Source organism: Actinomadura sp. NPDC048394 (assembly GCF_040651755.1).
In the GTDB taxonomy this organism is placed as follows: domain Bacteria; phylum Actinomycetota; class Actinomycetes; order Streptosporangiales; family Streptosporangiaceae; genus Spirillospora; species Spirillospora montaniterrae.
On the sequence record NZ_JBEZJL010000106.1, the window covers coordinates 1 to 12,862 of the forward strand.

Consider the following 12,862-nt stretch of genomic DNA (forward strand, 5'->3'; position numbering starts at 1 on the left):
ACTGTTTCCCCCGGCCGGCCAATCCAAGGGCACCTTCGGGGTTGTTTAAAACCATATAATTGGCCATGGCCCCCCCCCCCAAACTTCCGGGGGCCCCGGTCAACCCCGGCCGCCGGCTCTACTGCGTCGCCTGTCAGGGCTGTCCGGGGTTGAGCGCCACGAACAGGCCCTCCGCCTCGGCGCAGAGGGTCTCGCCGTCGAAAATGGCACCCTTGAGGAAGCGCTTGCGACCCTCCTCGCGATCGAACCACGCCTCGGCGCGCAGATCGCGATCCAGGGGGGTGATGCTGCGGTAGTCGACGCGAAGGTAGGCGGTGCGGGAGATGGGACGTCCGCCCGCGTTGGCCAGTCTTCCGAGCATCTCGTCGAACACCAACGGGATCGCCCCGCCATGCGCGGCCCCGTTGCCGCCGAGGTAGTAGCGGCCGAACCGGACACTTCCACGGACATGCTCATCGTCGGACTCGTCGACCCGGAACGCCGGAACAAGCGCTTGGCCCCGCCCGGGGAGGTCGATACGGTGGCCGGCGATCTGCTCCCGCTCGGAGACGGCGTACAGCCCCAGTTCCACCGCCAGGTCCTCGAAGGCCCGGGTCATCTCTTTGAGCAGTTCCGGCGGCGGAGCCGCGCCGGTGATCCGGTCCTGAAGCAGGCGCAGCGACTCGATCATCCCGGCGAATTCGGGCCCGCCGGGAGCGGAGTCGTCGCCGTTCCCGGCTCCCCAGCCGCCGGTGGTGTAACGGCTCATCCGCGCGCCACGGGACGGAACAGCGGCAGCAGCCAGCCGTCGGAGATCGGTGAGAACAGGACTTCGAGCTCCATGCCGATCTCGACCTTCTCCGGCTCGACATCGACGACGTTGCTGACCAGGCGAGCGCCCGGGGCGTCTGGCAGGTCGAGGATGACCGGGACCAGGGTGATGTCGGGCAGGCCGGGGAAGCCATGGACGACCGAGAAGCTGAACACGGTCGCGCGGCCGGACAGCTCCGTCCAGTCCACCTCGGTCGACTGGCATTCCGGGCAGAACGGCGTCGGAGGAAGCCGGAACGTTCCGCAGGCGGCGCACTTGGGTGCGACCAGCCGCTCCTGCTTCGCCGCCTGCCAGAACGGTTCGGTCGAGGTATCGGTCGTGATCCGCACTCGGTCGGCCGGCAGTGCCTGTGCCTTCATGTTCGCTCCCATGCTGTTCATGCGTCCCGGCCGAGGATGAGCCCGCTGACCGGCAGCGCCGCGGGGCCGCCGGAGACCAGCGCCAGCTCCGCGTCGGCCACCTGGTTGACGGCGGTGCCGCGCATCTGCTCGACGGCTTCGCGGATGTGGGTCATGCCGATGATGTACGCCTCCGACAGCTGCCCGCCGTGGGTGTTCACCGGGATCGAGCCGCCCTTGTAACGGATCGCGCCGCTCTCGACGAACTCGCCGCCCTCGCCCTTCTTGCAGAAGCCGTAGTCCTCGAGCTGCATGAGGACCATCGGCGAGAAGTGGTCGTAGAGCAGCGCGACGTCGATGTCGGCGGGCGCGACGCCGGCGCGCTGGTACAGGTGCTTGGCGACGGGGGCGTGTCCGGAGGAGGCGAACGTCTCGCCGGGCATGCCCATCCAGCCGAACGCCCGGCCCCAGTCGCGGTTGCCGCCGTGGGCTGCGGCGATGACCGGGACGGGCTTCTGCCGGAGGTCGCGCGCCTTGTCCAGGCTCGTTGTGATCACCGCGACGGCGCCGTCGGTCTCCAGACAGAAGTCGAACAGGCACAGTGGCTCGGCGATCATCCGGGCGTTGAAGTAGTCGTCCAGGGTCATCGGCTCGCGCTTGAGGGCCGTCTCCCGGTTGCTCGCGTTCTGCCGCTGCGACATGGCGATCTCGGCGAACGCCTCGCGGCGCGTCCCGTAGTCGTGCATGTGGCGGCGGGTGAGCACCGACATCAGGTGACCGGGGCCGGAGAGCCCGGACGGCTGAAGGAACGAGTTGATGGGGCTCGGCGCCGCAGCGGCGAACACGCTGCCGAGCCGCTGCCTGGCCTGCTGCAGGGCCATCACCGTGACGACGACGGTGGCGTCCCCGGCGAGGATCGCCGCGCGGGCGAGCCCGATCGAGCCGGCCGAGCCGCCGCCGCCGGACGTGAGGGCGGCGCTGAAGGTGACCTCGGGGATGCCGAGGGTCTCCATGAACTCCGCCGTGTCCATCTGGGAGCCGTATCCAGCGCCGGCGCCCGAGTAGTAGGCGAACCCGTCGATGTCCTTGACCGACAGACCGGCGTCCTCGCAGGCCGCGAGGATCGCCTTGCCGGCCAGTTCCGTGATCGTCTGCGGCACGGACTGCCCGCGCGCGTAGTACGGCGTCGCGCCGACTCCGACGATCGCGACCTGCGTTGCGTTGCGGCTCACATATGCCTCCACTGTGCCGTGTACCGGCCGGTGCTCTGCACGGGGCGGTTGCCTCTATTCGTTATACCGTTCATGGCACCATCTAGGTGAAACTGGCCCCACTGGAAGACGAGATCAGCAAAAAGAAGACACTCATCTCTCCACTTTTCAAGGTGGCCGCCCTATAGTGAGAGCCCACCCCCGTACTCGCCCCGCCCTGCCCGGACGTGTCAGGGCGGGGCGGGGGCGCGTACGTCTGTGGAGGAAACCCATGAAGCTTCGCCCCGGTCAGCAGGTCGCCAGCACCGTGGACGGGACAAGGTTGATCGTCGTCCGGGCCCCCGCCGAAGAAGTGGCCCTGACCTGCGGTGGCGTCGAGATGGTCGATGCCAAGCAGGCGCCCGCCCCGTCCGGTGTCCCCGCTGAGGATTCGCGCGAGGGGACCCAGCTCGGCAAGCGCTACGCCGCGGAGGCGCTCGGCATCGAGCTGCTCTGCACCAAGCCCGGTGAGGGGACGGTGGCCGCCAACGGGACGCCGCTGGTCCTCCAGGGCGCCAAGCCGCTGCCCGCCTCCGACTGAGCCCGTTACCGATTCTGAGCTCGGGGCCGGGACCGCGCCGGCGGACCAGTCCCCGATCGGCGAGTGGAGCATGCGATGAACCTGACGATGCTGCTGGACATGGCGGCGGACGGATTCGGCGACCGGACGGTGATCGGCTCGCGAGAGGACGGGCTCACCGCGGCGCGGCTGCGAGACCTCTCGGCGGCGGCCGCTGCACAGGTGCGCGCCGCCGGGGCCGAGGCCGTCGTCTACCTCGCGGTGAACGGCCCCGCGTTTCCGCTGGCGATGTTCACCGCGGCGCGAGCGGGCGTTCCGCTCGTCCCGGTGAACTACCGGCTCGGTGCCGAGCAATTGGCGGCCCTCCTCGCCAATCACCCGAACGCGTACGGCATCGCCGACGAGGCGCAGGGCGAGGCGCTGGTCCGCGCAGGACTGTCCGTCCGGACGCCGGAGGACTTCATCCTTGAGGCCGCCGAGTCCGCTGAGAAGGGCATCGGCGACCAGGACGACGCCCATGACGCACCTGAGGCGCCCGCCGTCATCATCTACACGAGCGGGACCACGTCCGCGCCCAAGGGCGTCCTGCTGCACCACCGCAATCTGGTGTCGTACGTGCTCGGGACAGTCGAGTTCGCAGCGGCCGGCGACGACGAGGCATCGCTGATGAGCGTCCCCCCGTACCACATCGCGGCCGTGTCCAACGTGCTCACCAACCTGTACGCGGGACGCCGGTTCCTGACCCTCCGGAACTTCACCCCGGAGGGCTGGCTCGACCTGGTGCGCGCTGAGTCGGTGACCAACGCGATGGTGGTTCCGACCATGCTCGCTCGCATCGTGGACGCCGACGGCATAGACCGCTCCGTGCCCAGCCTCCGCGCGCTCGCCTACGGCGGGGCGAAGATGACACCGCGCGTCATCGAGCGGGCCCTGAAGGAGTGGCCGCACATCGACTTCGTCAACGCCTACGGGTTGACGGAGACCAGTTCCACGATCGCGATCCTGGGACCCGAGGACCACCGAGCCGCGATCACGTCGGACGACCCGCTGGTCCGGGCGAGGCTCGCATCGGCCGGACGGCCCGTCCCGTCGGTCGAGGTGGAGATCCGCGACGAGGCGGGCCGGCCCGTCCCGGCGGGTGAGGGCGGACGGATCTACGTGCGCGGCGAGCAGGTGTCGGGGGAGTACGCCGGATCCGGGCCCGCCGTCGACGAGCGCGGATTCTTCGACACCCGCGACTGGGGCCGGCTGGACGAGGACGGCTACCTTTTCGTGGAGGGCAGGGTCGACGACACGATCATCCGCGGCGCGGAGAACATCGCACCGGCCGAGATCGAGGACGTGCTGCTGCGCCATCCAGGAGTCGCGGACGCCGCCGTGGTCGGCGTCCCGGACGAGGAGTGGGGCCAGCGCGTCGAGGCGGTCGTCGTGCCGCTCCCGGGCGCCGATCTGGACGGCGAGACCCTGCGCGCGTACGCACGCGAGAGGCTGCGCGGGTCGCGTACTCCGGACCGGATCGCACTCTGGGCCGAGCTGCCCCGGACCCCCACCGGAAAGATCGTCAAGCGGGACGTGGTCGCCGGTCTCACGGCGGCCGGCCGGCAGACGGCCTGAACGCCGGCGAGAGAACGAAACGGCCCCCGAGACCATCGCGGTCTCGGGGGCCGTTTCCTTGCTCACCATGCCGGAAGGCCGCCCATCACACTTCGGTGCCGGTGTGGACGCGGGCCAGCCGCAGCCCTTCGGCACGGCCAGGTGCGATGACGTCCCACCGGCCGCACGAGCACGCGCAGCGGTAGCTCCCGTCGCCCACGGGGATGACGGACTGGGCGACGCACCGTCCGTCCTCACTCGCCACGTCGTGGAGGAACTCGGTGGGCGAGTCGTGCATGACGTTGCCGCTCATCGGACTACACCGCCACCGCGTCGGCCGTCGGCAGCGGCGGCACGCCCGGGAAGAGCTCGGTGAAGGCGCCGACGGTGATCCGGTGCTTCAGTGCAGGGGCCACGTCGTCGAACAGGCCGTGGAGGGTCTCCTGGGTGTGGCCGTAGGTGCCCTCCATGTGGGGGTAGTCGCTGCCCCACATGACGTTGTTGTAGCCCATCGACTGGGCGGCGGCGACCGCTGTGGCGTCGTGCTGGAAGGAGGCGTACACCTGCGAGTAGATGATCTCTCGCGGTGAGCGCTTCAGCTTGGGGCGCACCGCCATCGCGTGCTGGCGGTAGCCCTCCTCGATCCGGTCGGCGATGAACGGCACCCACGTCGCACCGCCCTCGGAGATCAGCACCTTCAGGTTCGGGTGCCGGTCCAGGGCACCGGAGGCGACCATCTTCACCACGGCGCGCTGCCCGCCGAACGTCGTCTCGGTGTAGTTGAGGACAGCGCCACCTGGACCCCGGTAGACCTGGCCGGCCATGCCGCCGCTCGACAGGTCGATGGGGTCGGTGCCGATGTGGAACGCCAGCACGATCCCGGCTTCCTCGGCGGTCGCCCAGAAGGGCTCCCAAACGTCCTGGTTGTAGTCCTTCTGCTGCGGGTGCGGGCTGACCGGCATGAAGACCGCCCGGAAGCCCATCTCCGCGCACCGCTTCAGCTCGGTGACCGCGTCGTCGATGTCGAGCGTGGACACCTGGGCGGTGCTGATCAGCCGGGGCGAGTACTTGTCGATCGTCTCGTAGGCCCAGTCGTTGGACACGCGCAGAGCCTCCCGGAGCACCTCCGGAGTCCGGAAGGAACTGCTCCACATGCCCAGCGAGGGGAACACCAGCTCCGACCAGATGCCCTCCTGGTCCAGGTCCGGTAGCCGCTTGGTGATGTCGGCCGCCCCGGGCGCACGGTGCGACGCCTCGATGAACTCGAGCGTCTTGCCGGTCGGCAGCTTGCGGCGGAACGACATCCCGTCGATGTGGACGGTCTCCCACTGCCCGTCGGGGTCCTTCTCCGTCCGCGGCACCAGCTCGGCGAGCCGCGGGGGCAGCGACTCACGCCACAGCTCGTCCGGCTCGAGGAAATGCGAGTCGCCCGAGTTCGCCCAGATCTTCTGCGTGTCGCTCATCGGGTCCTCCGTTCGTTGTCGTGGTTTCGGTTCACTGCGCGGTCCAGGAGAGCGGGTACGTCCTCCAGGGCGCGCAGCATGTCGTTGAGGTGCGTGCAGGTCGTGGTGCCGGTGAACCGGTCGCGGACGTGCTTGCGCAGTCCGGTGAGGGAAACGCCGGCCAGCCGAGAGGCGCTCGCCACGGCGGCCGGGCATTCCACCCACGGCAGGACGCGGGCGCGGGCCTCGCACCGTGTGAGGACCCCGCCCTGGATGTCGGCGGTCAGGGTGTACTCGTGGATGACGGTCTCAAGACCGTCCGGCAGGACGTAGGAGTCGCGGAAGAACGCGTCCACGCTCGCGTGTTCGCCGGGAACAACGTCGATCCGGCGGGCGCGGCGCATAGCGTGCGGTGGCAGGGGAGCCGTCTCGTGCCAGGCGTCGGGGTCGTCCCCGGCTACGAGGGAGGGTGCCGTGGGGCCGGTCACGGTCGGCGGCAGTCCGGTCGCCTCGATCCCGTTCATGATCGTCCCACCGGTGGCGAAGCCGGCACAGAGGCCGGCGACGAACCCCGGGCGGCCGGCCCGGCCCGGCATGGTGCCCTGCCGCGCCATTTCCGCCTTCATCCCCTGCTCGGAGGTCCCGGCGCTGACCGCCTGCCCCGAGATCAGCGTGGTGACCGGGACCTCGTCCAGCAGTAGGTAGAGCAGATCGTGCTCTCCGGCGAGGTGCGGATCGGCCTCGTCCAGCCGGCCCCGGAACCCCGAGCTCGCCCGGACGCCGATCAAGGCGTCCAGCGGGCGGACGGGATCGGTGCTCAACTCCCGTACGAATCGTCCGCCGACGAAGTCCACGACGGCGCGCATGCCCGCCTCCGACACGGTGTTGGCCTCACCCGCCGCGTCTGTCAGTAGGTCGCGCCCTCGGCCTGCCAGGATCAACGGGCCATCCAGGCCGTCTGGTCGGAGCATGTCGACGGTACTGGTCCGGCGCACCGAGCCGGGAAGCCGCGTGGGCGTGCCCGAGGTGGGCTCGTGCAGCCCGTGACGCGGGTGCAGGGTGCGCGCCGCCGGCGTGAGGGTCATCGCTGCTCCAAGAAGGCGGGCCAGAGGAGAGTCGGCCCGGTGTGTCCATGCCTGGGTGAAAACGGCTTTTTCAGTCCTAGCGCATGGATGTCTGCTTTGTCAAGATGATCTAATTGGCGTCAGCCGATGACGCCGCGTTCGCGCAGGGCGGCGATGGCGCTCTCGTCGTAGCCGAGCTCGCTCAACACGGCATCGGTGTGCTCGCCGACCGAGCACCCCCCCTCGGCCCTGGTCGCCGAACGCGAGAAGCGCACGAGCGGCCCCATCCGCAGATGCTCATCGAAGATCGCGTTGGTCGCCGTGACGCAGTACTCCGCCGCGAGCGCCTCGTCGGTCTGCAGGAGCAGTTCCGGAAGCCGTTCGGTCACCTGCACGCACCCGACGTCGGCCTTGGTGAGGACGGCCTCCCACTCGCCGGCAGGCCGCCGGGAGAACACCCCGGCCAGCGTCCGCGCCAGGGCCTCGTCGTTTCTGCGCCGCGCCTCCGGTGTCGCGAAGCGTTCGCCCGCGAGAGCGGCCTCCCCGGAGAGCGCTACCGTCAGGGGCTTCCATTCCCGAGGCTCGGGAGCCGCGAGGAACACCCAGCCCTCGGAGGCCTTGTACATCCGGTAGAGCGCGCTGAATCCGTGCCCGTCCGGATCCGGTGCCGGCGCCGGGCGACGCCCGCGGTAGTCGACGACCTGCTCCAGGATCGCGTGCGTCGCGCTGCCGACCATGGTGGCGGTCAGCGGCCCCATCGGCCGCCCGAGCCGCCGCGCCAGTACGCCGAGCAGAATCGTGGAGGCGACGCCGAGGGCGGCGATCCCGTCGGCCTGCATGGTCGGCACCGCCGTCGCGGTCTGCAGGCGCATGGCTCCAGCCTTGATCTCCTCCATGGAGTCCGTCGCGTGCGCGGCGTCCGGTGCGTCGGTGAGGGCCAGCCCGAAAGCGGCGCCGATGGAGGGGGCGTATGCGGGCCGCTTGCCGGAGGGGCCGCCGGTCCCGTAACCAGGGGCGTTGACGTAGATCAGGTCCGGGTTGACCTTGCGCAGCGCGTCGGCGTCCACGCCCGCGCGCTCGGCCGCGCCGGCACGGAAACTCTGCAGGACCACATCCGCTTTGGCTGCCAGCTCTCGGACGATGCGCAACCCTTCCTCCGTCGTGAGGTCCACCGCGACGCTCTCCTTGCCCTGCAGCACCTTCGCGCCGCCGGACTCCGGGAACGGACCGATGTTGCGGATGCCGTCGCCCTCCTTCGCCTCGACCTTGATCACGCGGGCGCCGAAGTCGGTGAGGACCGTCGCCCCGTACGGCCCGGCGAACATCGTGCCGAGCTCCAGGATCGTGAGGCCATCGAGCGGGAGTGCCGGGAGTGCCGGGAGTGCCGCCGGTGGGGCGGCCGGTGGGACGGCCGCGGGCGACGCGGCCGCCGCGGTCCGTCGCAGCTCGTCGCCGTGCTCGTCCGGCCGTGGTGCGGGACGGGGCGCACTGAGCGGCATCTCGTTCTCGTGCACGAGCGTGGACGGCTGGACGACCCGGCCGAACTCCGGGTCGTCGGCCTCGGCCACCCGCCGGTCGTGGTCCAGTTGCGGATGGTTCAGCACGTCCGGACCGGCCCGGAACACCTCGGCCATGATGTCGGGGTTGGTGTCGAAGACCTGCTGCCACTCGGCGAGCGTCCGCTCCTGAACCTTCTTGATCATGATTTCCCAGAGCTCGGTTCGCAGCTCCTGGGTCTCCAGGATCGGAAGCCCCTTCCACTTCGGATCCGCCAGCATCTCCGTCAGGCCGAACTCCTTGAGCATGGCGGCGAACAGTCGGGGGGCCGTCTGCGCGAACTGCAGCCAGTGGCCGTCCTTGGTCGGTGCGATGAGCAGCGGGTAGACCAGCGGCGCTTGCGGTTCACCGTCCTCGGTGAACGCCTCGACGTTCTGGTAGGCGTCGGGCCAGCGGAGCCCGACCATCTCGGTGAACCATGTCCAGGTGTCGAGGGCGGTGACGCCGCGGACCATGTCCGCCTCGACGTGCTGGCCGCGGCCGCTCGACGCGCGTTCGAAGAGCGCGGTGAGAATGCCGTGGACCGCGGTCTGTGAGGCGCCCCATCCCGCATACGGGACGGACACGAAAGCCGGTCCGGGTCGTGTGACCATCCGGCTCTTCGTTTGGAACATGCCGAGCTTGGCCATCACCATGCCTTCGTAGCCCTTGAGGCGGGCCCAGGGACCGGACGTGCCGAACCCGGTGATGGCCGCGCTGACCAGGTGCGGGTTGAGGGCGGCGAGGTCGGCCGGGGCGAGGCGTAGCCGGGCGGCCGCCTGTGGCCGGAGGGTCATGACGAGTACGTCGGCGGTGGTGATCAGGGCGTCCAACGTCGCTCGGTCGGCCTCGGCATGCAGGTCCAGGCTGATGCTCCGCTTCCCGCGGGCCAAGGCCGGCCAGGCGGCCCGGTCGCGCAGCGGGCTGCCGCCGGGCGGCTCGACCTGGACGACGTCCGCGCCCGCGTCAGCGAGGAACTGCGTCGCCTGCGCGCCGGGAAACGTGCTCGACAGGTCGACGACCGTGATCCCGGCGAGCGGACCGCCCTGGTGTCGCTCGTGCCCGGCCACTGTGTTCGCCGCAGGACCTTCGCCCACCGTGCCACCTCCATGAAGAGCAAGAATCTATATTCTTTAACTCGGTACGATACGTAGGGAGCTGTGAGCCGGGCAACACACCGGACACAAAAGATTGCACTGAATAAGCCCGGATGGTGAGGGGTGTCCGCTCCGCGCTGGGAACGGGGTCCTAGTTCGCCGGGCGCTCTGCGCCGAGCGCACGCAGCGCGAAACCGGTGATCTGCGCGGCGACGGTCGCCGCGTCGTCACGCGCGGCCCCGGTCATCTGGTCCTCGAAGGCCTGGCCCAGAACGGCGCGGATGGAACGTGCGTCGGGTTCCGGGTCGGTCCAGGGGAACGAGCCGTCCGCCTGCCCGGCCTGCAGGATCTCGACGATGAGCTCCTCCTGCTCGGCGAGCGCCCGGGCGCGCTCCTCGGCGTAGCCGCGTGCCCGAGTCGCCTCACCCGAGCTGAGCGCCAGCACGCGCCTGCGCCGACGGTTGTCGGCGGTGATGTGCAGCATCCCGTTGACCAGGGCCCCGAGGGCCTCGGCCGGGCTGTTCGCGGTAGAGGTGAGCGAGCGCAACTCCGCCATCACCCGGATGCCGTCCCGGCGGAACATGGCCAGGAACAGGGCGTCCTTCGACTCGAAATGCCGGTAGAAGGCACGCGTCGACAGCCCGGCGGCGGCGAGGATCTCCGTGATGGACACCGGTGCGCCCTCCGCCTCGGCCAGGCAACGGTAAGCGGCGTCGATGATGCGCACCCTCTCCGCGGCCTGACCTTGCACCGGCACGGTCCTCCCAATGTCTCGCGGCCCGGACAGCGCATGCGGCGGTCTGTGGCTCCTGGACACAGCCTATCCAGGCAGGGACACGCCGGCGGGGCGGCGCGGAGCGACGGGCACGGGCAAGATCAGTGCCACCATTCGTTGAGGATGGCGAGGTGACGGCGCATACGGTAGCGGGCGAGGCTCTCGTCACCCGCGAGGATCGCCTCCAGGATGCCCTGGTGGACCCGCTCGACCTCCACCGCCGTCTCGGCGCCCGGCAACGGCGGTGTCTGGGTGCTGGCGTGCCGTGTCCACAACTCGGTGAGGACGCGCAGGAACAGCACCAGGACGGGGTTGCCCGCCAGCAGCGCCAGCTCCCGATGGAAGGGGTCCTGCGGTGCTCCGCGACCGTCGTCGGGCCAGATCACCTTCACGGCGTTCCGCAGGCGCGCGGAGACGCCCGGCTCGTCGCGGCGCCCGATGACCGGGCCGAGCGACCCGAGCTCGATCGCTTCACGGACCGACAGCAGGTTCGTCACTCCGGCGCGCTGGTAGTCGAGATACAGCGCCATCGTCTCGATGCTGGCGCTCGGGTCCGGGGCGGTGACCAGCAGGCCGCCGCCGGGACCTCTGCGCATGCGGGCGACGCCGTGGTACTCGAGCAGGCGGACGGCCTCGCGGAGCACCGCCCGGCTGACGCCGTGACGCGCGAGCAACTCCGCCTCCGAGCCGAGTGCCTCGCCGATCGGCCAGCCGCCGGCGGCGATCTCATGATGAATCCGGGAGGCCACCATCTCGCCGAGTTTGCCGTCAGGCGCCTCGATCAGCTGCGGCGCTATCCGGTCGTCCGGGTCGCCGTTCCGGTGCGTCCTCAGCCAGTCGGCCGTCGCGGTTAGGTGCTCTGCGATCAGCGCCCCTGCCCGTCCGGTGCCGCCGGAGATGACGGCCTCAACGATCGCCGTATGGTGGCGCCCGGCGGACTCCTTGCTGCGCACCGCCTCTGTCTTCGGTATGTGCGTCGCGGTGTGCGCGTAGCGGGTCGTCAGGCGCGTGAGGATGTCGATGAACGCCCGGAGCACCGGATTGCCAGACAGCTCCCCGAGCGCGAGATGCAGCGCGTCCTGGGACCAGATGCCCGGCTCTTCGCGCCGTCGTGCCTCCTCCTCCAAGAGGTCCCGCAGCCGCCGGACTCCGTCCTCGGTGAGACGTTCGGCCGCCAGCTCCGCGGCGGGCGGCTCCAGCAACAGCCGTGCGCCCATCAGGTCGTCGACACTGGTGCCTACATAGTCGAGATAGATGACCATCGCGCGAGTGGCGGGCGCCGCGTCGGGCGCCGTCACGAACAGGCCCCCGCCGGGACCGCGACGCATTCGGGCCACCTGATGATGCTCCACCAGGCGCAGGGCCTCTCGCAGGACGGCCCGGCTCACGCCGTACCGTTCCTGCAGGTCCTGCTCGGACCCGAGGTTGCGGCCGACCGGCCAGCCGACCGAGACGATCTCGTCTTCGATCCGCCGGGCGATCTGTGCGCCGAGCGATCCGCCGCGCGCGCCGGATCGGGAGTCCTGGTCGGATGCGGTCCCGGCGTCGCCCACTGGCGAGAGGCCCGCAGCAGGCGTCGTCATGTGGCGGGGAGCTCCTCGCAGATCGGGGATGAGTATCCTCAGTTTAGTCGATCAGGAGGACGCCACGAAGCGCCGGTAGGCCGGGCGTCAGCGCGGAGCGAAGCGCTGGCCGGCGTCCAGCCGCAGGCACTGCCCGTTCAGCATCTGGTTGTCGACGATCGAGAGCACCAGCTTGGCGTACTCCTCCGGGCGGCCCATCCGCTTGGGGAACGCGGCGTCCTTGGTCAGCGCCTTGGCGAAGTCGTCCGGGATCTTGGACGTGATGCCCGTCGCGAAGAGGCTCGGCGCGATGGCGAGGACCCGGATGCCGAGCGAGCCCAGGTCGCGGGCCATGGTGAGGCACATGCCAGCGATCCCGGCCTTGGCGGCGGTATAGGCGACCTGGCCGATCTGCCCTTCGAACGCGGCGATGGACGCCGTGTTGACGATCACGCCGCGCTCCTCGTCCTCCGGCTCGTTGGCGCTCATGTGCGCGGCCATCAGCCGGGAGATGTTGAAGGTGGCGACCAGGTTCAGGTCGATGACCCCCCGGAAGCTCTCAAGATCGTGCGGCCCTTCCTTGCCCAGCGTCCGCTTGGCGATACCGCCGCCCGCCGTGGTGACACTGATGTGCACCCCGCCGAGGTCCTCGACCGTGGCGTTGATCGCGGTCTCGGCGGCTTCGAAGTCGGTGATGTCGACCGGGTGGAACGGCCCGCCCAGCTGCGCGGCCACCTTCTCGCCCTCCGATCCCGGACGGTCCAGGATCGCCACCTTCGCGCCGCGTCGCGCGAGGAGTTCCGCCGACGCCCGCCCCATGCCGGACGCTCCGCCGACCACGATGGCCTTCTTGCCGTTGATCTCCATTGCTTCT

General features: G+C 70.2%; 12 protein-coding genes. 2 read left to right on the forward strand and 10 right to left on the reverse strand.

Features of this window, described 5'->3' with window-relative positions; all coding sequences use genetic code 11:
- Positions 1–133: 133 nt before the first annotated feature.
- Genes AB0C78_RS45690 through AB0C78_RS45700 form a run of 3 tightly spaced genes read right to left on the reverse strand, consistent with a single transcriptional unit; the run spans position 134 to position 2,381 of the window.
- Positions 134–748 (reverse strand): PaaI family thioesterase, encoded by a 615-nt coding sequence (locus tag AB0C78_RS45690; protein ID WP_360761069.1) that lies wholly within the window; start codon positions 746–748, stop codon positions 134–136.
- Positions 745–1,182 carry a Zn-ribbon domain-containing OB-fold protein gene (locus AB0C78_RS45695; protein WP_360761071.1) on the reverse strand — a complete coding sequence of 146 codons (438 nt, stop codon included), beginning with the start codon at positions 1,180–1,182 and terminating at the stop codon, positions 745–747. Before AB0C78_RS45695 ends, AB0C78_RS45690 begins: the two co-directional genes overlap by 4 nt.
- A 5-nt stretch (positions 1,183–1,187) precedes the next feature.
- Entirely contained in the window at positions 1,188–2,381 is a 1,194-nt protein-coding gene (locus AB0C78_RS45700; protein ID WP_360761073.1) for an acetyl-CoA acetyltransferase, read from the reverse strand.
- 250 nt (positions 2,382–2,631) lie between these two features.
- Here AB0C78_RS45700 and AB0C78_RS45705 point away from each other — a divergent pair, with 250 nt between their 5' ends.
- Both AB0C78_RS45705 and AB0C78_RS45710 read left to right on the forward strand, forming a co-directional pair.
- Positions 2,632–2,940, forward strand: a complete 309-nt coding sequence (locus AB0C78_RS45705; protein WP_360761075.1) for a hypothetical protein — start codon at positions 2,632–2,634, stop codon at positions 2,938–2,940.
- A gap of 75 nt (positions 2,941–3,015) precedes the next feature.
- Positions 3,016–4,533, forward strand: a complete 1,518-nt coding sequence (locus AB0C78_RS45710; protein ID WP_360761077.1) for a long-chain fatty acid--CoA ligase — start codon at positions 3,016–3,018, stop codon at positions 4,531–4,533.
- Between the two features lie 85 nt (positions 4,534–4,618).
- Here AB0C78_RS45710 and AB0C78_RS45715 read toward each other — a convergent pair whose 3' ends face one another.
- The 7 genes from AB0C78_RS45715 to AB0C78_RS45745 all read right to left on the reverse strand — a co-directional run bounded on the left by AB0C78_RS45715 (position 4,619) and on the right by AB0C78_RS45745 (position 12,855).
- Entirely contained in the window at positions 4,619–4,825 is a 207-nt protein-coding gene (locus AB0C78_RS45715) for a hypothetical protein (protein WP_360761079.1), read from the reverse strand.
- A gap of 4 nt (positions 4,826–4,829) precedes the next feature.
- Complete coding sequence (locus AB0C78_RS45720; protein ID WP_360761081.1) at positions 4,830–5,975, reverse strand: amidohydrolase family protein; 1,146 nt, start codon at positions 5,973–5,975, stop codon at positions 4,830–4,832.
- Positions 5,972–6,820, reverse strand: coding sequence for a DUF2889 domain-containing protein (locus AB0C78_RS45725; RefSeq protein WP_360761082.1), 849 nt, complete (start codon positions 6,818–6,820; stop codon positions 5,972–5,974). The genes AB0C78_RS45720 and AB0C78_RS45725 overlap by 4 nt, the downstream gene beginning before the upstream one ends.
- Positions 6,821–7,158: 338 nt before the next feature.
- A complete protein-coding gene (locus AB0C78_RS45730) occupies positions 7,159–9,651 on the reverse strand; it encodes a CoA transferase (protein ID WP_360761084.1) in 2,493 nt (830 codons plus the stop codon).
- A 151-nt stretch (positions 9,652–9,802) separates the two neighbouring features.
- Positions 9,803–10,378: a TetR/AcrR family transcriptional regulator gene (locus AB0C78_RS45735; protein WP_360761086.1), complete on the reverse strand. Its 576-nt coding sequence runs from the start codon at positions 10,376–10,378 to the stop codon at positions 9,803–9,805.
- A 149-nt stretch (positions 10,379–10,527) separates the two neighbouring features.
- Positions 10,528–12,009, reverse strand: coding sequence for an FCD domain-containing protein (locus AB0C78_RS45740; protein WP_360761088.1), 1,482 nt, complete (start codon positions 12,007–12,009; stop codon positions 10,528–10,530).
- A gap of 87 nt (positions 12,010–12,096) precedes the next feature.
- On the reverse strand, positions 12,097–12,855 hold the full coding sequence (locus AB0C78_RS45745) for an SDR family NAD(P)-dependent oxidoreductase (RefSeq protein ID WP_360761090.1): 759 nt from the start codon (positions 12,853–12,855) through the stop codon (positions 12,097–12,099).
- Positions 12,856–12,862: the final 7 nt, after the last annotated feature.

What these genes read in the sequence shown, in the direction of transcription:
- AB0C78_RS45690 (WP_360761069.1), bottom strand. Translation starts at nt 748, where the DNA reads ATGAGCCGTTACACCACCGGCGGCTGGGGAGCCGGGAACGGCGACGAC.
- AB0C78_RS45695 (WP_360761071.1), bottom strand. Translation starts at nt 1,182, where the DNA reads ATGGGAGCGAACATGAAGGCACAGGCACTGCCGGCCGACCGAGTGCGG.
- AB0C78_RS45705 (WP_360761075.1), top strand. Translation starts at nt 2,632, where the DNA reads ATGAAGCTTCGCCCCGGTCAGCAGGTCGCCAGCACCGTGGACGGGACA.
- AB0C78_RS45710 (WP_360761077.1), top strand. Translation starts at nt 3,016, where the DNA reads ATGAACCTGACGATGCTGCTGGACATGGCGGCGGACGGATTCGGCGAC.
- AB0C78_RS45715 (WP_360761079.1), bottom strand. Translation starts at nt 4,825, where the DNA reads ATGAGCGGCAACGTCATGCACGACTCGCCCACCGAGTTCCTCCACGAC.
- AB0C78_RS45720 (WP_360761081.1), bottom strand. Translation starts at nt 5,975, where the DNA reads ATGAGCGACACGCAGAAGATCTGGGCGAACTCGGGCGACTCGCATTTC.
- AB0C78_RS45725 (WP_360761082.1), bottom strand. Translation starts at nt 6,820, where the DNA reads ATGCGCGCCGTCGTGGACTTCGTCGGCGGACGATTCGTACGGGAGTTG.
- AB0C78_RS45740 (WP_360761088.1), bottom strand. Translation starts at nt 12,009, where the DNA reads ATGACGACGCCTGCTGCGGGCCTCTCGCCAGTGGGCGACGCCGGGACC.
- AB0C78_RS45745 (WP_360761090.1), bottom strand. Translation starts at nt 12,855, where the DNA reads ATGGAGATCAACGGCAAGAAGGCCATCGTGGTCGGCGGAGCGTCCGGC.